Annotated in this window: 20 protein-coding genes; 10 read left to right on the top strand and 10 right to left on the bottom strand. The window is 29.1% G+C overall.

Annotation, left to right across the window (positions count from 1 at the left end):
• Positions 1 to 5,394 (bottom strand): alpha-2-macroglobulin family protein, encoded by a 5,394-nt coding sequence (locus IPH62_09420; protein ID MBK7105491.1) that lies wholly within the window; start codon positions 5,392 to 5,394, stop codon positions 1 to 3.
• Positions 5,395 to 5,565: 171 nt separating this feature from the next.
• Here IPH62_09420 and miaB point away from each other — a divergent pair, with 171 nt between their 5' ends.
• The 7 genes from miaB to IPH62_09385 all read left to right on the top strand — a co-directional run bounded on the left by miaB (position 5,566) and on the right by IPH62_09385 (position 13,229).
• Complete coding sequence (miaB, locus tag IPH62_09415) at positions 5,566 to 6,921, top strand: tRNA (N6-isopentenyl adenosine(37)-C2)-methylthiotransferase MiaB (GenBank protein MBK7105490.1); 1,356 nt, start codon at positions 5,566 to 5,568, stop codon at positions 6,919 to 6,921.
• Positions 6,922 to 7,608 (top strand): SPOR domain-containing protein, encoded by a 687-nt coding sequence (locus IPH62_09410; GenBank protein MBK7105489.1) that lies wholly within the window; start codon positions 6,922 to 6,924, stop codon positions 7,606 to 7,608.
• A gap of 185 nt (positions 7,609 to 7,793) precedes the next feature.
• A complete protein-coding gene (locus IPH62_09405; protein MBK7105488.1) occupies positions 7,794 to 8,867 on the top strand; it encodes a sigma-54-dependent Fis family transcriptional regulator in 1,074 nt (357 codons plus the stop codon).
• 91 nt (positions 8,868 to 8,958) lie between these two features.
• A complete protein-coding gene (locus IPH62_09400; protein MBK7105487.1) occupies positions 8,959 to 9,477 on the top strand; it encodes an LptE family protein in 519 nt (172 codons plus the stop codon).
• An 87-nt stretch (positions 9,478 to 9,564) separates the two neighbouring features.
• Complete coding sequence (locus tag IPH62_09395) at positions 9,565 to 11,031, top strand: glycosyltransferase (GenBank protein MBK7105486.1); 1,467 nt, start codon at positions 9,565 to 9,567, stop codon at positions 11,029 to 11,031.
• 5 nt (positions 11,032 to 11,036) lie between these two features.
• Positions 11,037 to 11,657, top strand: a complete 621-nt coding sequence (locus IPH62_09390; GenBank protein ID MBK7105485.1) for a hypothetical protein — start codon at positions 11,037 to 11,039, stop codon at positions 11,655 to 11,657.
• A gap of 63 nt (positions 11,658 to 11,720) precedes the next feature.
• Positions 11,721 to 13,229, top strand: a complete 1,509-nt coding sequence (locus IPH62_09385; GenBank protein ID MBK7105484.1) for an NTP transferase domain-containing protein — start codon at positions 11,721 to 11,723, stop codon at positions 13,227 to 13,229.
• 88 nt (positions 13,230 to 13,317) lie between these two features.
• Here the strand turns inward: IPH62_09385 and rpsT are convergent, their stop codons facing one another.
• Positions 13,318 to 13,575, bottom strand: a complete 258-nt coding sequence (gene rpsT / locus IPH62_09380) for a 30S ribosomal protein S20 (GenBank protein ID MBK7105483.1) — start codon at positions 13,573 to 13,575, stop codon at positions 13,318 to 13,320.
• A gap of 128 nt (positions 13,576 to 13,703) precedes the next feature.
• Here rpsT and queE point away from each other — a divergent pair, with 128 nt between their 5' ends.
• A complete protein-coding gene (gene queE, locus IPH62_09375; protein ID MBK7105482.1) occupies positions 13,704 to 14,342 on the top strand; it encodes a 7-carboxy-7-deazaguanine synthase QueE in 639 nt (212 codons plus the stop codon).
• Positions 14,339 to 14,761 carry a 6-carboxytetrahydropterin synthase gene (locus IPH62_09370; protein MBK7105481.1) on the top strand — a complete coding sequence of 141 codons (423 nt, stop codon included), beginning with the start codon at positions 14,339 to 14,341 and terminating at the stop codon, positions 14,759 to 14,761. The genes queE and IPH62_09370 overlap by 4 nt, the downstream gene beginning before the upstream one ends.
• A gap of 57 nt (positions 14,762 to 14,818) precedes the next feature.
• On the opposite strand, the gene IPH62_09365 is transcribed toward IPH62_09370, so the two are convergent.
• The 6 genes from IPH62_09365 to IPH62_09340 all read right to left on the bottom strand — a co-directional run bounded on the left by IPH62_09365 (position 14,819) and on the right by IPH62_09340 (position 21,296).
• The gene (locus IPH62_09365; protein ID MBK7105480.1) at positions 14,819 to 15,565 is read right to left on the bottom strand and encodes an NAD-dependent deacylase; all 747 of its coding nucleotides are present in this window, start codon (positions 15,563 to 15,565) and stop codon (positions 14,819 to 14,821) included.
• A 162-nt stretch (positions 15,566 to 15,727) separates the two neighbouring features.
• Entirely contained in the window at positions 15,728 to 16,717 is a 990-nt protein-coding gene (locus IPH62_09360) for an HD domain-containing protein (protein MBK7105479.1), read from the bottom strand.
• Between the two features lie 12 nt (positions 16,718 to 16,729).
• Positions 16,730 to 17,248 (bottom strand): UpxY family transcription antiterminator, encoded by a 519-nt coding sequence (locus IPH62_09355; GenBank protein ID MBK7105478.1) that lies wholly within the window; start codon positions 17,246 to 17,248, stop codon positions 16,730 to 16,732.
• A 68-nt stretch (positions 17,249 to 17,316) separates the two neighbouring features.
• Positions 17,317 to 18,786, bottom strand: coding sequence for a response regulator (locus IPH62_09350; GenBank protein ID MBK7105477.1), 1,470 nt, complete (start codon positions 18,784 to 18,786; stop codon positions 17,317 to 17,319).
• 61 nt (positions 18,787 to 18,847) lie between these two features.
• Positions 18,848 to 20,212, bottom strand: coding sequence for a sigma-54-dependent Fis family transcriptional regulator (locus IPH62_09345; GenBank protein MBK7105476.1), 1,365 nt, complete (start codon positions 20,210 to 20,212; stop codon positions 18,848 to 18,850).
• A gap of 19 nt (positions 20,213 to 20,231) precedes the next feature.
• On the bottom strand, positions 20,232 to 21,296 hold the full coding sequence (locus IPH62_09340; GenBank protein MBK7105475.1) for a PAS domain S-box protein: 1,065 nt from the start codon (positions 21,294 to 21,296) through the stop codon (positions 20,232 to 20,234).
• Between the two features lie 234 nt (positions 21,297 to 21,530).
• On the opposite strand from IPH62_09340, the gene IPH62_09335 reads away from it, so the two are divergent.
• The gene (locus IPH62_09335; GenBank protein ID MBK7105474.1) at positions 21,531 to 23,219 is read left to right on the top strand and encodes a T9SS type A sorting domain-containing protein; all 1,689 of its coding nucleotides are present in this window, start codon (positions 21,531 to 21,533) and stop codon (positions 23,217 to 23,219) included.
• A 236-nt stretch (positions 23,220 to 23,455) separates the two neighbouring features.
• Here the strand turns inward: IPH62_09335 and IPH62_09330 are convergent, their stop codons facing one another.
• A complete protein-coding gene (locus tag IPH62_09330; GenBank protein ID MBK7105473.1) occupies positions 23,456 to 24,622 on the bottom strand; it encodes an NAD(P)/FAD-dependent oxidoreductase in 1,167 nt (388 codons plus the stop codon).
• Positions 24,619 to 24,855, bottom strand: a complete 237-nt coding sequence (locus IPH62_09325) for a 4Fe-4S binding protein (protein MBK7105472.1) — start codon at positions 24,853 to 24,855, stop codon at positions 24,619 to 24,621. The genes IPH62_09330 and IPH62_09325 overlap by 4 nt, the downstream gene beginning before the upstream one ends.
• Positions 24,856 to 24,884 lie beyond the last annotated feature (29 nt).

Here is a 24,884-nt window from a genome sequence, read left to right as displayed (position 1 = left end):
TTACTCAACAATAATTTTTCCATCACCATGGAATGAGTGATAATCCCTATCATACATTGCTTCCGCACCAATTACCGGAAGCTGATATTCACCTTTATTTACAACGCGCAGCATGTAATAAAAATCATTTGTTGTGTTTGCTTTTAAATTTGTAAAAAGAATTAATCTGTCATCGCGCACATCCATATACTGAACATTCATGCTGTTTTTATTTTGCCAATTAAGATTTGTAGAAGTCGAAAGTCGAGGATTCTCATTTTCAAATCCGGCTGGAATTAAATCAGATATAACAATATTTTCGGCTGATCTTTGTCCACCTGTTAAAGATATTTTGCAAACAATCAAATCACCTTGTATAAATTTATTGTTTGTAATTTCATTTTTAGTTCTGTAGTTATAATATGTTCTTCTAACTTTCATTTGTGAATCAATAATTTTCACATCCGGTTTCGTACTTATTCCTTCTGTATTCCAGAAGTAATAAACTTTTCCTTCACCTTTTGCATTTAAATTTATTTTACCCAAGTGAAGATTATTATTGGAAATTGTAATATCCGAATTTTTATATGTTCCAAGATTTTTACCATTTGAAATTACATCAACTTGCAGATCAGATTTTGTCTGCGATTTAAGAGCTTTGCCCAGAGCAAGAAACGTAAATGCAGTTTCTTGTGTTGAATAAATATTTTCAGAATTTTGACTTAAATATTTTACAATTACCGGAATTTGTAAATTACTCGGATCAACTTCCAATAGTACATTTAACATAATTGCATTGGCTCTAATGTTTGAATCAAAACATCCTCCGGAAAGTCTTTCTGTTTTTTCTTCGTTAAAATTATTTGGAATTAATTCCGCAAATGAATTTCTCTTTTCCATTAAAGCAAATGCACCCGCCAATAAATATTTTGTATCATTTGTTAGTAGCTGCGGCATGGCTTTATAGTAATTCATAGTTGAAATATCGCCTTTGTTAGCAAGTGTTAAAACATATAAAGAATAAATAATTTCTTTTTGTGCAATTTTAATTATTGTTTTCTGATTGTTCGAATAAGTTACATAATCAACAATATTTTTTTCTTTAACTTTTCTTCCCAAGTAAGAAATTAATTTTGTGAAAACATTTTCATCAACATAAAATCCAGCTTTTTTTGCTTCAACTAAAAAATGAGCTGCATAAACAGTTCCCCAAAAATTTGATTCGTTAGAACCTTGCCAATAAGAAATTGATCCATCATAAAGTTGCATTGATTCTAATTTTTTAATTCCTTCATTAACAAAAAATATAGAATTGTTATTTTCAAATAATTTTGGATTAATATTTTTCGCAATATCTCCAAAATACAATTGAGGAAAAACCTTAGACACAGTTTGTTCAACACAGCCATAAGGATATCCGAGAAGATATTTCAATTGTTTTGCAAATTTTATTACCGGAAGTTTACTAATTGTAAGAGTTGAACTTTGTGTTGATTTAATAAAATAATTTGGCAAATTTATTTCTAGTTTATCGCCAGCTTTAATTTCTCCCGAACCGCTTTCAACAACCAACGGTGAAGCTGTTCTAATACCAATATTTATTTCTTCTTTTACTTTTGCTAATCCTTCTGTTTCAAAAATTATTTTTCCATTGCCAATTTCATTTTTTGCTGACAAATTAAATTGGACGGTTGCAGTTGAATTCGGATTTATTTCAACTGTTCTATATTTATCAGAAATAATTTCTATCGGACCTGAAACTGTTGCATTAATAATAACTTTACTTTTTTTATTTGTGGTATTTATCAAAGTAACATTTGAAATTTGCTTATCATTTGCAGAAAGGAATCTTGGCATTTCCGGTTCTAGAATTAAGTCATCCGAAACTTTAATACTTTTATCAGATGATCCAAATTTAGGTCCATCATAGACCAAAGCCATTAACCTTACTTCACCATTAAACTGTGGAATTTGTAAATTAATTTTCACTTCGCCATTAGAATTTGTTTTCTTAATTCCGCTCCAATAAGAAAGTAAATTATAGCGTTTGGAAGTTACGGGATTTACTCTCTTTTTCAATTGCTGAGCTAAATCATCTCCGCCGGAAGAAGATTTTTTAGAAATTACTTCGGGCAATAAAAGTGAATAAAGATCGTAGCTTTCAACTTTCAAAGGACGATTTGCATACATCATTTTGTAAGCATCCGGAGTTTCAAAATTTTTGATTTGCAAAATTCCTTCATCAACAGCAGCAAATGTTACATAAATATTTTTATTCGGATTTGTTTTAATTGTTATTTCTTGTTTAGAATTTGGTTTAACTTTTTCTGCAGAAATAATTTTTACTGGTAATTTATTAGATTTTTTTTCAATGCTGATTGAAGTATATCCATGTCCAACTAAAAATGGTGACTCACTTTCCTTTCCGTGAGGTTTAAATAATGTTGCAGAAATGAAAACATTCGGCATATAACTTTCTGCTAAACTAATTTCAGTTTGAGCAGAATTATTTTTTACATCCAAATATTTATATTCATAAATTCCATTTCTCTCCAATGTGAGAAGCAGTTTGCCGGAGAATGGGCATTTGAAAATGACTTTTGCTTTTTCATTTGGTTCGTAATTTTTTTTATCAAGAACAATTTCTACTTTACCTTCTTTATCAATATCAAAATTTGAAACCGTTAAATCAGACCAACCATAAACATAAAATTCCGTTTTGTAATATGCGGGATTTTCTTTTTCAGAAATTCTTAATTCATATTGTCCGGTACTTTTTGCATTAACATTTATTTTTGAAGGAACTCCACTAATAGATATTTCTTTTTCCCATTCTACGATTTCTGTTTTTACCGAAGTATAATGATTTCTTCCGTCGTAATCTTTTCTTAAAACAGAATCCCATTTATACCTAACTAATTTTGCAATTCCATTAAAACTTTTTGATGGTTTATCATCTTTATCAACAGAGACGATTTCAAAATTATAGTTCTGATTTATGTTCAAATAATAATCCGGTGATTTGATTCCGATAAAATTATTTTTTGTGAAGATATCAAAATTAACAACGCGATTTACAGTTCTTCCGGTCAAATCAAAAACACTTGAATACGCATATGCAGAAATTTTTCCGCCGCTAATTAATTTTTCCGGAGTTGTATAATTAATTTCAACTTGACCATTTTCATCCAAAGTTCCATCAAATGTATAATTACTTATTGATGAATTTTCACCGACATAATTATTAAATGAAAAATTTGTGAATTTATTGCTTACAAAATCTGTATGCCGAAATTGAATTTCTCCTTCGTATTTAAGCTGTGAAGCTTTTGCACCGAATAAAAATTCTGAGTCCAAATTTAATTTAACAGATTCACCCGGAGTTACTTTTTGTTTATCGACTTTAAAGTTTACTCTAATTTTATCTGGAACAAAATCTTCAACACTAAAATTATATGAGCCAATTATTTTTTTAGCACCATTGTAAAGTTCAGCTTTGTATAATCCGGTTTGTGCATAATTCGGCATTGCAAAAGATTGTTCAAATGATCCTTGTTCACTTAATGTTTTTGGAAATTCTTCAAAAACTTTTCCGGTCGGTGAAATAATTTTAAGCAAAATGGGTTCATCGGAAATTATTCCCATTTTTTCATTTCGTAAAATTCCGCTTAAATTAATTTTTTCTCCGGGTCGATATAAATTTCTCTCAGCATATATAAATGTTTTGTAGTTATCTGAATAATCAGAAAAACCGCCAACATCAAATCTGGAAGTTTCAACATAAGATTCGCGTAAATCCAAATAATTAAAATCACTTTCATTTTCAACAAAAATTATTCTTGGTGATTCATCTTTGTTCTTTCCATTTTCTAAACTAAATTTTACAACACCAAATTTATCCGTAACGCCTTCCAGCATTGAAGTATTGTGAGTTGAATAAATTTCAACTTTTGCTCCTTCTATTGGTTCTGCTTTAGAAATTGAATTAACAAAAACAATCATTTCATTTTTTGCTTTTTTTGTAATTATTCCAAAATCAGAAACCGCAACAATTTTTCTATCCTTAATCCATCTTTCTTCATTAGAAATTATTTCGATTAAAAATATTCCTTTTTCATTTTGGGTTATTGCTTTTTCTAAATTTATATTAATTGTGTTCATCCAATTTTGCGATGAATTTAATTTTATTTTTTCTTTATATAACGCTTTACCATAACTGTCATCGGATTCGTGTGGATTTAAATAATAATCGTAACTGTAATATCCCCAATAATCATTTGTGAAATTATTTTTGAAATACATAATATTATTTTTATTAATTTGCGAAACTTCAATATCGACTGCATCAATATTTACAATATTTGCAGAAAGATTTTTCAATCCAGGAAGCATTAAATATTTTCCTTGTTTATCGGAAAAATTTATTGCCGGATCAACATTTAAAAGTGAAACAACTCTTTCATATTCTCTATCAAGCGAGCCTCCGTACAAGCCTTGCAAACCTTTTTTCACTTTTAGAGTAAATGTATTTTCAGTTTGACCTTTAGTAATTATTTTAATGTGATTATCATAAACTTGAGTTTCAAATTCTACTTTTGGTTCTAGCAAAATATAATTATCAACATTTTCTTTTATTATTGTTTGATTCAAATAAATATCAATCCAGCCGTTGTTTCCATCAAATCCGGAAACAACATCAGAAATATCAAGTTTAGTAATTTTTGATAATTCATAATCAAATTTTCTATTTTCAACTAAACCTTCTTTTCCTAAAATTGATTTTAATCCTTTTGAAATTTCCACAACAATATTTTGATTTTCTGTAGTTTGTTTTATTTCACCTAAACTTATTGCAATAATATTTGATGAAGCTGTTGTGGTGATTTCAAAATTAGAAATTTTATTTCCATCAATTGTAATTATAAGATGCGATGAAAGTTCATTTGGCTGAACCGGATAATTGAAATAAAGATTTGATTGAATACTTGTTACATACGATTTATTTGGAATTTGTGTCCAGAAAAATTCTGCTTTTGTTACATCAAAATGTGGTGTGTTAAAATTAAAAGTTTCAAAATCCGTGCTGAGATTTTTATTAAACAAAACTTTGCTTGAAATTTTTGCAGTATAATTTTGCATAGCATCAAGAGAAAAATCTGGAGAAAATTGTAAAGTTCTTGGATCAATCCATTTAAATTTTCCATTTATTTTTGGTTCAAATACAACAAATTCGTCGGTAAGCCATTCACCAATTTTTTCCGTTGGAGCTAAATCTTGCGAAAATTCTATTGTAAAATTTGTGGCTTTTTCAATTTCTCCTTCGGGAGAAAAATTTACAACTTTTACCGAATCTTGAAATGAACATGAGTAAATTAAAATCATTAAAACAGCAAAAGTTATTTTGGGGAAGTTCATATGTTCTCACGATTTAATAAAAATTTGTAATTAAAGTTATAAATTTTTTATTGCATTAGTACAATTTTTCAATACCGAATTATATTTGTAAGTGATTTGAATTCTTGAGATTAAACAAGCATATAAGTAAATTTCAATTCAAATTTTTTAGTTTTACAGAAAGGAAAAGTTTTGCAAAAAAGTAATGTCTATATTGAAACTTACGGATGCCAAATGAATTTGGCCGATACGGAAATTGTTCAAGGAATTTTATCAACAAAAGGTTATGATTTAACAAATAATATAAATAATGCGGATGTAGTTTTATTAAATACTTGCAGCATTAGAGAAAATGCGGAACAAAGAATTTACGGCAGATTAGGAAACTTTAAAACTCTGAAATCGGAAAAACCAAATTTGGTAATTGGAATTTTGGGCTGCATGGCTGAAAGATTGCGCGATGATTTAATTAACGATAAAAAAATGGTTGATTTGGTTGTTGGTCCCGATGAATACAGACGTTTACCTGAATTTATTGATTTTGCTTTTTCCGGAGAAAAAGGAATTGGTGTTAAACTTTCCAAAACTGAAACTTATGATGATTTAATTCCGTTCAGAGCCAATGACGATGGGCTTTCTGCGTGGATTTCTGTAATGCGCGGATGTGATAAATTCTGCACATTTTGTGTTGTTCCATTTACTCGAGGAAGAGAACGAAGCCGAACTTTAGAATCAGTAATTAAAGAAGTTGAACAGCTTTCAAATCAAGGATATAAAGAAATTACTTTACTCGGACAAAATGTAAATTCGTATAATGATAATGGTTTGGATTTCGCGGATTTACTTTCCGCTGTTGCAATTGTTGATAGAAAAATTCGTGTGAGATTTTCAACTTCTCATCCGCAAGATTTTTCCGATAAATTACTTTATACAATTTCCGAACATCCGAATTTGTGCAATTATATTCATCTTCCGGTTCAGTCCGGCTCAAATAGAATTTTGGATTTAATGAACCGAACTTACACTATTGAACATTATCTTAACATAATTGAAAAAGCTAGGAAAATAATTCCGGGTGTTACATTTTCTACAGATATTATTTCCGGATTTCCGACAGAAACTTATGAAGATCATTTAGCAACTTTGGAAGTAATGAGAAATGTTAGATATGACGGAGCTTATATGTTTAAATATTCTCCGCGGGAAGGAACCAAAGCTTTTAAAATGATTGACGATGTTGATGAGGAAACTAAATCAAAAAGATTAAGTGAAATTATTGATCAACAGCAAAAAATTTCTTATGAAATAAATCAAGATTTAATTGGTAAAGAAGAGGAAATTTTGATTGAAGGATTCAGTAAAAAATCAAATGAATTTCTTGCCGGAAGAACCGATACAAATAAAGTTGTAATAATTCCGTCACAAGAAAATATTTTTAAAGGTGATTACATAAAAGTGAAAATTAATAAAGCAACATCGGGAACATTATTTGCAGATGTTGTTACAAAAGTAGATTTTTCTAATGAAGAAAAACATAAGATTGCATAAATGAAAAATTTGATTAAGATAATTTTATTAGTTTTTTCTACTCAAACATTTGCACAAAATGTTGATATAATTCCGCAATTAAAAATGATTGAACAAGGAAAAATTGATGAAGCGAAAGAAAATTTGGAGTTCTTCAAAAAGAAAAATGCAAATGATCCAAATGTAATTTTTCTTCAAGCGGTTTTAACGGAAAATGGAGAAGAATCACAAAAACTTTATGAATTAGTCTATTCAACTTTTCCAAACAGTAAATTTGCCGATGCAGCTTTGTTCAGAAGTTTCTCATATTTTTATGCAATCGGCCTATATAAAAAAGCTGAAACTCTGAAAGCTTTGCTCAACAAAGAATATCCAGATTCACCTTATCTAAAAAATACAGATAGAAGTTTTATTCAAGATGATGAAATGATTCTAGTTGAAAATAAACCATATAATAAAAAATCTGCAGCAAATAAAAAATATACAATTCAAGCTGGTGCTTTTGGAAATTTACAAAATGCTCAAGAGTTAAAAAATAAATTTATACAGAAAGGTTTAATATCAAATATTTCTCAAAAAAATGTAAATAATTTACAGCTTCATGTTGTTACCGTTGGAGAGTTTTCTTCACAATCAGATGCCGAAGTTTTGCAAAAAAGATTGAAAACAGAATTTTCTGTGGATGGAAAAATTAGAGAAATTGAATAGAAAATTTTTCCTTATTGAGTTCAAAACAAATTCAAAAAAATTTATTACAGACGATTTTACAAGAAATCATACCTAAATATTTAAAATTGATAAGTTTAAATTTCGCTTCAAATATTGCATTTTTATCAAATATTGAATAATTTTGTCGTATATTACTGTCATAATGTCATACAAAATTTAGTAAAATGGAAATAATTGGCAAATCCAAACAAATTAAAGATTTAATTGATATTGCACATCAAGTTGCTCAATCTGATATTTCTGTGTTAATTTACGGAGAAAGCGGAGTTGGGAAAGATATATTTGCGCGAGAAATTCACAATACAAGCAAAAGGGCAAATAAGCAATTAATTAGTGTAAATTGCGGAGCAATTCCAGAAGGAATTTTGGAAAGTGAGTTATTTGGACACAAAAAAGGTTCGTTTACCGGAGCGATTGATGACAGAAAAGGTTATTTCGAAATGGCAGATAAAAGTACGCTTTTTCTTGATGAAATTGCGGAAATGCCGCTAACAACTCAAGTAAAACTATTGCGTGTTTTAGAAACTGGTGAATTTTTACCATTGGGAAGTGAAACAACAAAAAAAGTAGACGTTCGTATTATTGCCGCAACCAACAAAGATTTGCAAACGGAAGTTGATTCAAAAAGATTTAGAAAAGATTTATTTTTCAGATTAAAAGCTGTTACTTTAAATATTCCTCCGTTACGTGAAAGAAGAGAAGATGTTGTACTTTTGATCAATTTTTTCTTAAATAATTATGCTGAACATCACAAGATTGAATCTCCAAACATAACAAATGAATCATATGAATTGTTAAATAATTATTCTTGGCCCGGAAATATTAGAGAACTAAAAAATGTTATCGAAACTGCGGCAGCGTTAAGCAAAACCGGAATTTTAAATGAAGATTCGTTTACTAATTTATTAACAAATCCTAAAATTGAAGAAAATAAAAATCTTCCAATATTTTTACAGAAATCTACAGAATCTTTGGATAGAGAAATAATTTTGGGAGCTTTAATCGAAATTAAAAAAGATTTAAATGAGCTTAAAAATTTAGCATATAGAAGTAATGTTCCGCAAAAATCTGAAGAAGCAAATTTTGATTTGGATGAAATAATTCCGATTACAAAACTTGAAAAAGATGCAATAAAAAAAGCTTTAGCATTTACAAAAGATAGTAAAAGAAAAGCCGCAAATTTATTGGGAATTAGCGAAAGAACTCTTTACAGAAAGTTAAAAGAATACGGAATCTAAATTAAATATCAAAAATCAAAAGTTAAAAATGTTTGTGGAATTTTGAATAAATTTGAACAAAATTAAATTAGGAATTGTATAAAATTTAGAAATGTTAAAAAAAGTAAATAAATATAAAAGTATAATATTATTAAGTTTCATTACAATAGTTTTATCAAGTTGCGCTTATTCATTCACCGGAAGTTCTGTTCCCAATCATCTAAAAACAATTGCAATTCCTTTTGCCGTAGATAGAAGTGGATCCGGCGAACCAAACATGGCTGATAATTTTACCAGCACTTTGATTGAAAAATTTATTTCAGATAATTCGCTTGCAATAACAGATAAATCAAAATCGGATGCACTTTTAGATTGTACAATCAACTCAATTTCTGAATCTCCAAATATTATTCAAGGCGGAGAAACTGTTTCAACAATAAGATTAACAATTAATGCAAGAGTTATTTATAAAGATTTTGTGATGAAAAAAACAGTTTTTGAGAAAAGTTTTTCGGATTACGCAGATTATTCAAATACCGGAGATGTTTATACAAATAGAAATAATGCAATTACAGAAGCAATAGAAAAATTATCGGAAGAAATTTTACTTGCTGTTGTATCTGATTGGTAACAATTGAAAATCTGATAAAATTACGTATATTTATGATCACTCTTTTTTAGTTAAAAGAGTTAATTTATTAACTTTGGAATTTATAAAATGGTTTTAGACGAAATTATTTTAATTATTTACATTCTTACAATGGTTGTTCTGCTTGTATTTGCAAGTCACGGTGTAATTATGCTTTATTATTACAGAAAGTTTATTTCCAACGTTCCGGAACCTTCTGAAGTAGAAAATTTTGATAAAAAAGTTACAATTCAACTTCCACTCTATAATGAACAATATGTTACGGAAAGATTAATTGATTCTGTTTGCAAAATAGATTATCCTAAAAATTTGATGGAAATTCAAGTTCTTGATGATTCTACAGATATGACAGTTGATCTTGTTAAGAAAATTGTTGAGCAAAAACAAAAAGAAGGTTTTGATATTAAGCAAGTTAGAAGAAGTAATAGAAAAGGTTACAAAGCCGGAGCTTTGAAAGAAGGATTAGAATCGGCAACGGGTGAATTAATTGCAATTTTTGATGCTGATTTTGTTCCAAAACCGGATTTCTTGAAAAAGACTTTAAAATATTTTACAAATCCTAAAATTGGAATGGTTCAAACTCGTTGGGAACATATTAATGAAGATTACTCAATTTTAACTCGAATTCAAGCTTTGGCGTTAAACGGACATTTTGTGATGGAACAACCAATTAGAAACAGAGCCGGATTTTTTATCAATTTTAACGGAACCGGCGGAGTTTGGAGAAAAGAGTGCATTTTAGATGCCGGTAACTGGAATGACGATACAATTACTGAAGATTTAGATTTAAGTTACAGAGCACAATTAAACGGATGGAAATTTATTTATTTAAAAGATTTTACAACTCCGGCTGAATTACCTTCGGAAATGAATGCCTTAAAAGCTCAACAATTCAGATGGACAAAAGGTGCAATCGAAACCGCAAAAAAATTATTGCCAATGGTTTGGAAATCTAAAATTCCATTCAGAACAAAAATTCAATCAACTTTTCACTTAACCAATAATATTGTTTTTCCATTTATTCTTATTGCCGGAATTTTAAACGTTCCGCTTGTATTTATTAAAAATAGCGGACCTTACGCAATATTTTTTAATTTTATGTCCGTTTTTGTTTTAGCATTTATCAGCTCATTTTTATTTTATCTATATGCACAAAAAGATGTTTACACCGATTGGAGAAAAAAAATGGCACTTTTCCCAATATTTATGGCTGGAAGTATGGGATTTGCAGTAAACAATTCGCGTGCGGTTTTTGAAGGGTTAATGGATAGAAAAAGTGAATTTGTTAGAACACCAAAATTCAAAATTGTTGAAAAATCAGACAAAATAAAAAAGAACGAAAGTTATCTTTCATCTAATAAAATAAATTCTACGATAATGGTTGAAATTATTCTAGCTGTTTACTGTTTAATTGGCGTTGTTGCATCACTATACTTTTTTGAAATTGCAGCATTACCATTTCACTTAATGTTTTTCTTGGGATTTTCATCTGTTGCCGGATTATCAATAAAACATGCTTTAGAAAATAAATCTTAATTTCTATGGATAAATTTGCTCTCATTTACGAATTTAACAAAGAATCTCCGTTAATTGTTTATGAAGCATCTAAAGAATTAGAAAAAAAAAACATTCAGAAATCAATAGAGTTATTCGAAAAAGCCTCACAAAAATTTCCGTATCACCCAACTGTCTTTTTTCTAAAGGCAGTTGCGGATGCTTATAACAATCAATTTGAACTTTCCAAACAAAATTTACTTAAAGGTGATAATCTTCTAAACGATAAAAAAACATTAGATTTTTATCATCAGCTTATAGAAAATATTAGATTAAAAAAAGATGATATCAATTTGGATTTAGGAAATTCTCAAAATAATTTTTTCTACAAATCAGTAATTGATAATCATGAATTTGATAATATTGATACAGAACAATTAATTTCAAATGAAGAAATTAATTCAGATGAAATTAATTTCGATAATGAACCAATTGTTACGGAAACTCTTGCAGAAATTTATGCATCGCAAGAAAATTTTACGGAAGCTTTAGAAATTTTTGAAAAACTTAAAATTGCTAAACCGGAATTAACCGAAAAATTTGATAATAGAATTCGCGAAATTAAAACCGCAATTGAAAATAAAAACCAAAACAAATTTGGAAATTGAAAATAATTCCTTGTTATTAGCTCCCATCAAATTTATTTACTAGAAAAAAAATCTGGAGAAATAATGTCGCAACAAAAAAGTTCACCAATTAATGATTTGATAAAAGAATATTCATCAGAGTTCAATTATAAAAATTCGGAAACTGCTATCATTTTAGCGGCGGGTCACGGAAAAAGAATAAAATCTCAAACTTCAAAAATGCTTCATAAAATTTGGGGAAAATCAACTGTTCAACGTGTTTACGAAGCTTGCAAAAACGGACTTTCAAAATCTAACTCAATAATTGTAACGGGAATAAAAGCCGAAAATGTTATTAAAGTTATCGGAAATAAAAAAAATAATGTTTTCGCATTTCAAGAAGTTCAGCAAGGAACCGGACACGCAGTTCAAATTGCGCTAAAGAAAATTGAAAAAGAAAAGTATAACGGAACAGTTTATATTCTTCCGGGCGATATGGGTTTAATTGATGATGCAACATTAATTAGGTTCAAAAAAGAATTTCTAAAATCCAAAACCGATATGATGGTTTTAACCGGAATGTATGATGGAAAAGATCCTTATGAAAATAGTTACGGAAGAATTGTTAGAGTAAAACCAATCGATGATAATGGAAAATCTTCCGGCAAAGATACCGGAAAGGTAATTGAGATTATTGAGTACAAAGATATTTTAAGATTGGATGAAAAAATTCCTTACACAAGAATTTTTAACGGAAGAAATTATAGTTTTACAAAAGAAGAACTTATCAAAAATAATGAATTTAACTCCGGTGTTTTCGCATTTAAATTTAATTTTCTTGTAAAACTTATAAACAAAATAAGCAGCAATAATGCTCAAGGTGAAATTTATATAACAGATTTAATTGCTCTTTTCAACCAAAATAATTTATCTGTCGGAGCCGTAATTGCCGAGCAGCAGCATGTAATTATGGGATTTAACAATAAATCCGTGTTGAAAGAAATGGATGATATTGCCCGAAAACATGCATATGAAAAATTAAAAGATATAATTGAAATTGATGATCCGGATGATTTTTTTATTGCTGATGATGTTATGGAAAATATAATTGAAGCAGATAAAAAAGGTCAGCCGTTGGATGTTAAAATCGGCAAAGGCGTTTACGTTGGCGAAGGTGTTAAACTAAATTATAACATAAAATTGCGAAAAAATGTTTATGTAATGGGGAATGTTATTTTCGGACAAAATATAATTATTGGTGAAAATGTTCACCTTTCTTGTTTTCCAAATCAAAAGTTAGAATTGAAAGACAACGTAGAAATTCTTTGGGGCGATATTATAAAAGGAAATATTACAATTTGTGAAAACTCAAGAATTGAATCAAGCGTTAATATTACCGGAAGCGATGAACATCCGACAAGAATTGGAAAAAACGTTATAATAAAAGGAACCAGTTACGTTTTTGGTTCAATTGTAGATGATGATTTATTTATCGAACACAGTGTTTTGATTAAGAAAAAAGTTGATAAACTAATTAGAAAAGACGGAAAAATTCAAGATATTAGATTCTTTCTTCCGATGCCGGAAGGAATTGACGCAATTGATGAATTATAAAATGTTAGGTTTTTAAAAGCAAAAAGCGATCGGGAAATTCCAAGATCGCTTTATCATCTATTCTAATATGTAACTAAAATTTCAGAATTTACGCAGTTAATGAATTAACAAATTTTGTTAATTGTGATTTTTTTCTTGCAGCATTATTTTTATGAATTTTACCTTTCCCGGAAACTCTATCCAAATATGCAACAGCGTCTTTCAATTTAACTTCTGCAGTTTCTTTTTCTTTAGAATCAAGAACATTTTTAACTAATGTTTTTACTTTAGACATTGAAGCTTTGTTTATCAATCTCTTTTTTTCACTAGTTTTTGCTCTTTTTTTAGCAGATTTATGATTTGCCATTCTTTACCTTACAAAATTTTTTAAGACAATAAACTTAGAAAATTTATTTTTCAACTGCAACTTTAAAATGTACAAAAACTTCTATTTTATTAGTATTTTTGCACATAAAATGAAAAGAAAGTTAGAAATTGATTAAAATAAACGAGATTTTTTATTCAATTCAAGGCGAAAGTTCAAAAGTTGGTTTGCCTTGTATTTTTATACGATTAACATTTTGCAATTTAAGATGCACTTATTGCGATACGGAATATTCATTTTACGAAGGTAAAGATTATTCAATCAATGAAATTTTAACAGAAATCAAAAAATACAAATGCAATTTAGTTGAAATTACCGGTGGCGAACCGCTCGTTCAAAAAGAAAGTTTGGAATTAATGAAAATTCTCTCCGATCAAAATTATGAAGTTTTGTTGGAAACCGGCGGAAGTTTATCAATCGAAAATGTTGACAAAAGAGTAAAAATTATTTTAGATTTCAAAACTCCATCAAGCAAAATGGAAAAGAAAAATTTCTATGAAAATATTAATTTTCTAAAACCGAATGATGAAGTAAAATTTGTAATTGGCGATAGAGAAGATTTTGAATGGTCGAAAAATTTGATTAATGAATATAAATTAGATGACAGATGTGAAATACTTTTTTCTCCGGTTTTTGGTAAAATTGAATACAAACAATTATCCGAATGGATTTTACAAGATAATTTAAATGTAAGATTTCAAATTCAATTACATAAACATATTTGGGAACCAAACCAAAGAGGCGTATGAAAATTGCAAAAGAATTTAGATGGGAAATGGGTCACAGATTACAATGCCACAAAGGCAAATGTATAAATCTCCATGGACATTCATACAAATTAATTGTTGAATTTTCCGGAGATGTAAATAATGATGGAATGGTTTTAGATTATTTTGATGTAAAAGAAATTGTTGGTCCGCTTGTTGATGAACTAGATCACGCAGTAATTATAAGTGATAAAGATTTTGAATTACTTGATGTAATTAAGAAATTAAACTCAGCCCATGTAATTGTTGATTTTGAAAGCACCGCAGAGAATTTGTGCAATTATTTTTTGAGAAAAATTTCCGAAAAGAAATTGCCTAAAAATATAACTCACATAAAAGTTAGAGTTTGCGAAACTGAAAATACTTATGCGGAAGAAGAAATTTGTTTAATTGAAAAATAGACTTATCCTCATTAATAAGATCAGATCTTTTCAAAAGATCGGATCTTTAACATTTTTTTATTTTTTCGTTTTCATTTTTTTCACCAACTCCAAAATCTCCGGCAAAATTTCTCCGGATTTTCCCATGATTGAATAATTAACATTGAAAGTCATTTCGGTTGGTTCAATATTTATTTCAACTAAATATGCGCCATATTCTTTTGCCGTAAATGGAATATAAGCTGCTGGATAAACAATTCCCGTTGTGCCAACAATAAAACAAATATCACATTTTTTTGCATTTCGTTCACTATTTGGAAAAGCATTTCCACGTAAATTTTCACCAAACCAAACAACATCCGGTCTAATTAGTCCATTACATTTTGGGCATTTGGGAACTTTATTGTCAAACATAAAATCTTGATGTTCATAAAAAGTTTTACAATCAATACAAAAATTTCTTACAATACTTCCATGCAATTCTTCAATATTTTTACTTCCTGCGCGAGCGTGTAAATTATCAACATTTTGTGTTGCAACAAAAACTTCATAAAAATTTTGCAATTCTGCAATTGCTAAATGTCCGTTATTTGGCTTAGATTCTTCAACAATTTTTCTTCTGTATTGATACCATTCCCAAACCATATCGGGATTTTTCATAAATGCATTAAAGTTTGCAAGTTCTTCCGGTTTTAATTTATTCCATAAACCATCTTTTCCGCGAAATGTAGAAATTCCACTTTCCGCAGAAATTCCAGCGCCCGTAAAAAATAATAGTGTGTCGGCAGTCTTTAATTTTTCTATAAATTCTTTTTTGAATTCCATAAAAAAATATTTGAAACTTGAAATTATTTTATATTTAAAATTTTGTCATTTCGATTCCGATGAATTTTATCGGAAGAGAAATCTCTTTTTTAAACCAGAGATTCTTACGTCGTTCTTTGAAGCGAACTCCTCAGAATGACTTTATTAAAATTTAGAAACTTATTAAAACAACGTTTCCTTAAATTCATCATTTAAATCATTTACATCTTTTAGATATAATGAAGTTTCTGCAAGTGGTAAATATTTTGTCCAACTATTTCCACTTCTCTTTTCAGAAAGAATTGCATTTTTATATGCATTTGCTTTCGCGCTTAATTCATCGGCATGATAAAGTATTATTGCTTCTAAAGTTTTAGGAATTACAGGAGAAGCAAATTCTAATTTTCCTTGGTGACTTAACACAATATGCAAAAGTTGATTTTTTAATTCTTCCGGAAAGTTCTCAATTTTTTTGGATTCGTTTTCAATAATATTTGCCGCAATTACTATATGTCCAATTAATTTTCCTTTATCCGTATAATCAAATCCGGTTGTAAAATCTAACTCTTCAATTTTTCCAAAATCATGTAAAATTGCGCCGGTTAATAGTAAATCACGATTTGCTTCAGAATGAAATTTACACATCAGTTCACAAATTTTAATAATTTCCAAAGTGTGCTCTAACAATCCGGAAATATAAGCGTGATGCCAAGATTTTCCCGCGGGAACTTTTTTATATTTATTAAAATTTTCTTCGGTAAAAATATTTTTTAATAATTGAGTTAAATATTTTGATTTTATTGAATTTAAAATAGTTTTAAACTCACTTTCCATTTCGGCAAAATCTCTTTTGGATTTTGGAAGAAAATCATCAATCGCAATTTTATCATTTTTATCAGCAATTCTAATTTTCTCAACTTTTATTTGAAGTTGATTATTAAACTCATCAACCGAACCAAGAACTTTTACAATTGATCCGGGTTTTGCATTTCCCGCAAAATTTTCAAATCCGTTCCACATTTTTGCATTTAACGAAACTGTATCATCGCGCAATTCCATATCAAGAAAATTTTTACCGGTTTTTGCACTTTTTAAAGAAATGCTTGTCATCAATAAAAAATGTTCTAACTTATCTTGATTTTTTAATTGATTTAATTTTGTTTGATTTAACATTTCAAATCCTTTTTATTTTGCTTCAATAACGCTATCCTTTGGAATTTTTACAATCACAGTTCTTCTAAGCAAATCAATTGTTATTGCCAATATTTTATCTTGATTTGCATTTTCATAAACTATTCCTTCTACATCTTTAAACGGACCGGAAATAATTTTAACACGACTTCCAATTGCTAAATTTTCAGTTAAAGAAATATCCGTTCCGCGTTCCAACATTTTCTGGAGATTTTCAATCTGCCAATTTGGAACTATTGCGGGTTTGCCTTCAAAAAAAATTGTCCGCACAATTGATTGCTGTTCTAATGCAATTAATCTGTCTTTTTCATTTCCTCTTACAAAAATATATCCGCTGAATAATGGTTCTGTAACTTTCTTTTTTCTATCACTCCATTGTTTAATTTTTGTAACTGTTGCTAAAAAATGTTCAACTCCGCAAGCTGTTAATTGACTTGAAGCTTTAAATTCATGCCGGGGTTTTGTGTAAAGTGCGTACCATTTTTTATTTTCCGTAACTTCAGAATTTTGCAATTTTTTCCTTTATCAGATTTGTTAAACAATGTACTTAAAAATAAATAAAAAATTGAAATTGTTGGAATTTAAGATATGACGCCGGCTAATATTTCGCCAATTTCTTGAGGTGTTTTTTTAAAATCAACAAATTTTTCTACTTTGAATTTTTTATACTCTGATTTTTCTTCCTCTTCAATTTTATCAATTAAAATAATTACAGAGACTTTATTATGAATATCTTTTTTTCTGAGTGAAGAAACTAATTGAACTCCGTTCATAAGCGGCATTTTATGATATGAAATAATTGCCGAAGGTGTTTTTTCTAAAATAAAATTCAACGCTTCAAATCCGGTTTTTGCAAATAATAAATTAAATGTTGGATATTTTTCAGCAAAAACTTTTTGATATTCATTTCGTAAATCTTCATGTTCTTCAATTATTAGAATTGTATCATCAGCTTTTGGAATTGTAAAATGAAATTCGCTTCCTTTTTGCAGTTCCGAATAAAACCAAATTTTGCCGGAATGTTTTTCAATAATTTCCTTTACTAAAGCCAAACCTAACCCGCTTCCCTTTTCACCGGCAGTTCCGGCTTGTGAAAATTTACTTTCAACTTTAAATAATTTTATTTGATTGCTTTCAGAAATTCCAACGCCTTCATCTTTTACAGTAACTTCAATCATATCATTTTTGAAAAAACCGATATTTACTTTTATTTTTTTTCCGCTCGGAGTAAATTTTACGGCATTGCTAAGAAGATTTGTAACTGCTTGAGAAATTAATTTTTCATCGGCATTTACAAAAATTCCTTTCCCTCCATCAACTTTTATTTCAATATTTTTTCTAATTGCAACGCCGGTTAAAACGGAAATACAGTTTTCAACAATATCTCTAATTTCAATTCTTTGCGGTTCAAATTTCATTGCTCCGGTTTGAAGCCGCGTCCAATCCAATAAATGATTTACCATTTGAAGCTGAATTTTAGATGCATCGTAAATGTATTCTAAATATTCTTTTTTCTCTTCTTCGGAAAGATTTTGTTCATTCAATAAAATTTCTGAAAATCCTAATAAGCTTGTAAATGGTGCTCGCAAATCATGTGAGATAATTGAAATTAATTTATCTTTAGAATTATTCTGCTCAGTTTTAGCTTCAATAATTTCATGAAATTCAACTTCTTTTTGCTTAAGATCAGTAATATCAACAAGCAGACTAAGAAATCCATTGTTTAAATTTGATTCATCAACGGAAATAAATTCTTTAAGCCAAATTGGTTTTTCACTTTTTGAAATGATCTTGAAAATTTTTGTAATCTGCTTAATTTCCTCATCAAAATTAAGCTGTATTACTGATTTATAAATTTGCTCGTCTTCGTTATTTTCCGTTAATGAATGATGTTTGTAAGGAAAGCTTGAAATTTCTTCTTTTGTGTATCCGGTCATATTTTCAAAAGATACCGGACAATTAAACTCGCCGTTGTAACTCCATGAAATTACAAAATAATTTTTATTCGGAACTAAAAGTTTGTCTAAAATTTTGTTATCTGTAAATTCCATATTCGTTAAATGTTACATTAAAATGTTAAATAAAATTACATAAAATTTTTTAATAAATAATTTATTCTTTAATTGATCTTGTTGGAATTCCCAACAATTCCATTTTTCTATAAAGTGAGGATAAGCCAATATCTAAAGCATTTGCAGCTTCCTCTTTATTATTTTCATATTTTTTTACAACTCGTTTAATATGTTCCTTTTCAAAAATTAAAGTTGCTTCTTTTATTGATTCCGGCATGTTGTTTATGCTTACTGAAGAATTTACATTATCTGCAAGGTCATTAACTTCAATTTTATCGCCGCTGGAAAATATTATCGCTCTTTCAATTATATTTTCAAGTTCTCTAACTCCGCCTCGCCAATCATAGTTCATTAATTTTTTCATTGATTCATTATTTACGCCGATTACAGGCTTTCCCATTTCGTTGCAATATTTTTCAACAAAATGATCGACCAAAAGCGGAATATCTTCCCTTCTTTCATTTAGTGAAGGAAGTTTAATTTCAACAACATTTAAACGGTAATAAAGGTCTTCTCTAAATTCGCCGGATTTTGTCTTTTCGTAAATATCTTGATTTGTAGCTGCAATAATTCTTACATCAGTTCTTACTGGTTTAATTCCGCCTACCGGCATAAATTCTTTATCTTCGATTGCGCGCAATAATTTTACTTGTAAATTAATCGGAAGATCGGCAATTTCATCTAAGAATAAAGTGCCTCCATCAGCAACTTTAAATAATCCGTCTTTATCTCCAACTGCTCCGGTGAATGAACCTTTTCTGTGTCCGAACAATTCACTTTCAATTAAATTTTCTGAAATTGCTCCGCAGTTAATCGGCAGAAATATTTTGTCTTTTCTTTTACTGTTATAATGAATTGCTTTTGCAACAAGTTCTTTTCCAGTTCCACTTTTTCCCGAAATAAAAATATTTGTATTTGTTGGCGCAACTTGAGAAATTATATTAAATACTTTTTTCATCGGTTCACTTTTGCCGATTATATTTTCAAAATCTGCTTTCGCCGAAATTTTTTGTCGCAAAAATTTATTTTCATCGGAAAGTTTTTTGAAATCAAGAAGTCGTTTTATTTTATTCAAAATATCATCAAACTCAACCGGTTTTAGCAAATAATCATATGCTCCGTTTCTTAAAGCGCCGATTGCAGTTTCTACAGATGCGTAAGCCGTCATCATTATAAAATAAGTTTCGGGAGAAATTTTAGAACATTTTTCAAGCAATTCAATTCCATCCATTCCGGGCATTTTAATATCAGAAATCACTAACTGAAATTCATTATTTTTAATCAGTTCAAGTGCTTCAGCACCATCTGAAACAGCAATTGTTTGAAATCCTTCTTCGCTCAAAATCATTTGGAGCGAATCGCGAATTCCTTTTTCATCATCGGCAATTAAAATTTTTATATCCATAATTTTCCTTTCTTAAAAGTTATATTGGAATTTGAACAAGAAACTCGCTTCCATTTCCCAATTGACTTTCTACTTTAATATCTCCGTTAAATTTTTTAATTATTCCATAACTTACGGAAAGTCCAAGCCCTGTACCTTTACCAACTTGCTTTGTTGTAAAGAATGGATCAAAAATTTTCGAAATTACTTTTTCATCTATTCCGCAGCCGTTATCACTTATACTTACAAAAATAAATTTTTCCTTATAAAATGATTTTACTTTTATAATTCCTTCTCCTTCAACGGCATCTAAAGAATTTATTAAAATGTTTATAAATACTTGAATTAATTGATCGGGAACCACTTTTATCATCGGTAAATTTTCATCAAGATAAGTTTTAAACTCCACCTTTTTTACACGTTTATCATATTTAACAATTCCAACGGCGGTTTTTATAACTTCATTAATTTGAGTAATAACTTCATCATGACTTGGCGGTCGAGAAAGATCAACTAACTCTCTCACAATTTTTGAAATTCGATTTATATTATCCTTTACATTTGCAAGCTGTTCACTTGTAAAATGATCTGTAGATTTTCTCTGCAAAATTTGTACGATTGAAGAAATTGCGGCAAGCGGATTTCCAATTTCGTGCGCAACTCCCGCTGCTAACTGTCCAATTACCGCAAGCTTTTCTGATTGATCAACTTGCTGCTGAAGTTTTCTAACCTCAGAAACATCTGTAATAATAACAGTTCTTCCGGCATATGAATTATTTTCTCCCGGCAATTTTGCAACATTTAGCTGGACCGGAATTATTCTATTATCTTTGGATTTTCTTTCTGTTTCAATTACTTCGGCAAAACCTTTTGATTTTACTTCTTCAATAATATTATTTAATTCGGTAATATATTTTTGTCCACCTGGCAAAAGTGCGGAAGAATTTCTTCCAATAATTTCTTCTTGTGAATAACCAAAAATTTTTTCGGCACCTTTATTCCAAACTAAAAATTCTTCCTTGTCATCCACAACCATAATTGCGGAATCAAGATATTTAAAAACATTATGTAAATAATTAGGATTAATTCCCCAGCTGGAAGGCATATATTTTTCTATAAATATTCTAAATTAAAAATTTTATTATGTAGTTAAATTTAATAAAAATAGAATTCTATTTAGTTGTTTATATTTATTCTAAAAAATATGATTCTAATAAATTCATTGTTTAATAACACATAATTTTAATTTAGAAATATTATAATTGCTATTCGAAAAATTCTTTATTGTGATTATCAATAATTATTCTGCCAAATTTTAGTAAATAGAAAGATTGCCCAATTGAAAAATATTTTAAGATTTATTCTATTTTTCTCAGTTTCCGTAAATGCACAATTAATTTTGCGTGATGATTTTCAAAGTAAAAATAATTATTGGTTTTATAGAGCAGATGGAAATCAAACAATTCCCATTGTTAAAGATGGAATGCTGCAACTCACTTTGTTAAACGCCGAAAGTTCAGAATATTGCAATACAGAAATTTATGATCCGACCGAACCTTATTTGCCGGGAACAATTTTAAGAACAAGAATAAAATGCTCGCCGCAGCATATTGGATCAAGAGGCTGGGGTTTTTGGGATGGAGATTTAACTTTAATTGATCTATTTCTTGATTACGATGTTGCGTGGATAATGCAGCAAAAAAGTGTTTTAACTGAAGAAAAATATAATTGGTTTTTATTCGGCGTTGCCAGTGATTCTTTAAGCAACAAAAAAACTATGAATTTACAAAATAAACTTAATGAAACAGAATGGCATACTTATAAAATAATTTGGGAAGAAAATTTTACTTCTTTATATATTGATGATGAACTTTTCTATTTGGCGAATTCAAATATTCCCGATGATAAAATGCGGTTTGATGTTTGGATTGATAACCGAGTAATAAATATTGAAGATCCCAGCGAATATTGGAATAATATTTCCGAAGTTTCATCAATCTTTGTGGATTTTGTTGAAATTAGCGGATTAAACGGTACAGAAATTTCAAGAAATATTTTTGGCAATATTTTACTTTGGGATTCTCCAAATTCATACCCAAACGGTGAAAAAGAAATTTTGTGGAAAGAATATAATTTTACAATTGAAGATCAAAGTGAAGCTTTAATTTATATAACCGGAAATGCAGAAAATTATTCTGAAATTGAGATTGATGATGATTTAAAAATTGTTATTGATAATATTGATTATGGCTGGAACAATCAAAATTCATTAAACGGTGAATTAATAAATGGAAATGGATATTCAATTTCATTACCAGTTAATCTATCTTCCGGAAATCATAATTTAAAAATTTATACAGATGAAACTCCTTTTGTGAGCGATATAATTGTAGTAAATTCTCCAAGCGGAAAATTAATTTACAATAATAATTTTAATCAAATAGCAAATGATGAAGATGGGTTTTTCAAAAATATTGATTTAGAAATCTCAGAAAATTCTGAAATTACTTGCCTACTTTCATTTGATATGAATTCGTCCGATGATATTGAAATTACAATTGATGATAAAGAAATAGATTTAACAAATCAGAAAATCATTACTGGGAATGAATTACAAAAACGTCCTCAAACTTTTGTAATTAATGAGTTTTTAAATTCCGGCAAACATTCGTTAAAAATTTACAAATCCGGAACTCCGGAATTAATTAATGTTTCCGTTTATGCACCTTCAACCGTAACTGATATTGATAATAATTTAAATGAGAATTTAGAATTTGAGTTTGGTGTTTATCCAAATCCGTTCAACATAACGACAAATTTAAATTATAAAATATCGCAGCCAGCAAATGTAAAAATTAGAATTTATAATTTACTCGGGCAATTAATTGAAGAAGTAATAAATAAAAATCATCAAATCGGTGAATACAATTTTGAATGGAATGCAAATAAAGTTACAAGCGGAATTTATTTATTTACAATTTCTGCTAATAATTATTTTGAATCAAAAAAAGTAATTTTATTAAAATAGATTAGAGATTTCAGACAAAAGATATGAGATTTCAATAATATATTGAAACTACTTAATTATCACTTAAATGTCATTCTGAATCCCGCAAAATGCGGGATGAAGAATCTCATAATAATTTTAAATCGAGATATTTCGCTTCGCTCAATATGACATTTTATAATGTTTCAGAAGTTTTATATTAATTTTTAGAGAATATTTTTTACTTTTTTCCGTTTTTCGTTTTCCGTTTTTCGTCTTCACTTAAAAAACACTTTCGCAACATCAATTAATAATGAAGGATTATTTATCACAGCTTTTTTTGCAACATTTCCCAAAGTTCTTTTTTCATCGGGAAGTTCAACCAAAGAATGTGCAATCTGATCATATTTTTCATCACTGAACTTGTAAATTCCATTTTTAATTCTGTTAAACATTTCATGACGTTTACCAAGTCGTTCTCGCCACAAAATTTCATAATCATAAATTTTATGCAAATCATCATTTTTAATTGCATGAGCGGCAACTTTCCCGGCAATACTTCCGCCAATCATTCCGCTAACAATTCCACCGCCGGAAAGCGGATTTATTTGTCGAGCTGCATCTCCGACCAACATAATTCCGGGATTTACAATTTTTTCTAAAGTTGGAGTAAATGGAATTCCTCCGGCGACCGAAGATAAAACTGACGCATTTGGAAAATAATTTTTCATAAAATCATTAAGAAATGATAAAGCTGATTTTTTCTTTCCAATATCTCCGGTAATTGCCAACCCAATATTTGCTAAACCATTTCCTTTGGGAAAAATCCATAAATATCCTTGCGGCGCATATTCGCTTCCCCAATAAAAATAACAAGTATTTTGATCAACATTAATATTTGAAGCGGTGATTTGAATGCCGCTTTCCATATCTCTAAAATCCGAATGAGTTTTTAATCCGCCCCAACGCCCAACTCTTGATTCAACTCCGTCAGCTCCAATTACTATTTTAGATTTTATTTGAAATTGCTTTCCTCTAAAATCATATTTCACTCCACAGACGGAATTGTTTTCAATCAATAATCCATTAACATAAGCTCGTGTTAAAATTTCTGTCCCTTTTTGCGAAGCTAAATTTGCTAATTCATAATCAAAAATTTTTCTTTCTAGAATAACTCCTTTTCCTTCGAAGGGAATTATTACTTCGGTTTTATCGGGAGAAATAAAACTAAATTTTGTAATTTCCGCAGAAATCCATTTGGGATCAGGTTTTACAAATTCTTCAATTCCGGCCAAACTTACAGCTTCACCGCATCTTACCGGATAACCAACATCTCTATCTTTTTCCAGCATCAAAACAGAAACACCATTTTCTGATGCAAATTTTGCTGCCATTGATCCTGCTGGTCCCGCACCTACAACAATTACATCGTATTCATTTTTCATAATTCCGCAGCCTCAATTCCATTTCGGTTAAATTTTAGAACTTCAATTGGGCATGACCAAACACATTTTGAACAATTTGTGCAAAGTTCTTCAATAATTTTAATTTCCGCTTCTTTCAATTCGATTGCATCTTCCGGACAAACTCCAACGCAGCAGCCGCAAAAATCGCATTTATCCGGTAAAATTTCTATTAGCAGCAAAACAATTTCCTTTGTGTAATTATATTTTAAAATAAGTAAAGGGATGTTCAATTTAAAGAATT

The organism is Ignavibacteriota bacterium (assembly GCA_016708125.1).
GTDB lineage: Bacteria > Bacteroidota > Ignavibacteria > Ignavibacteriales > Melioribacteraceae.
The sequence above is the reverse complement of the archived record's forward strand: the minus strand, read 5'-3'. Positions and strand labels throughout refer to the sequence as shown.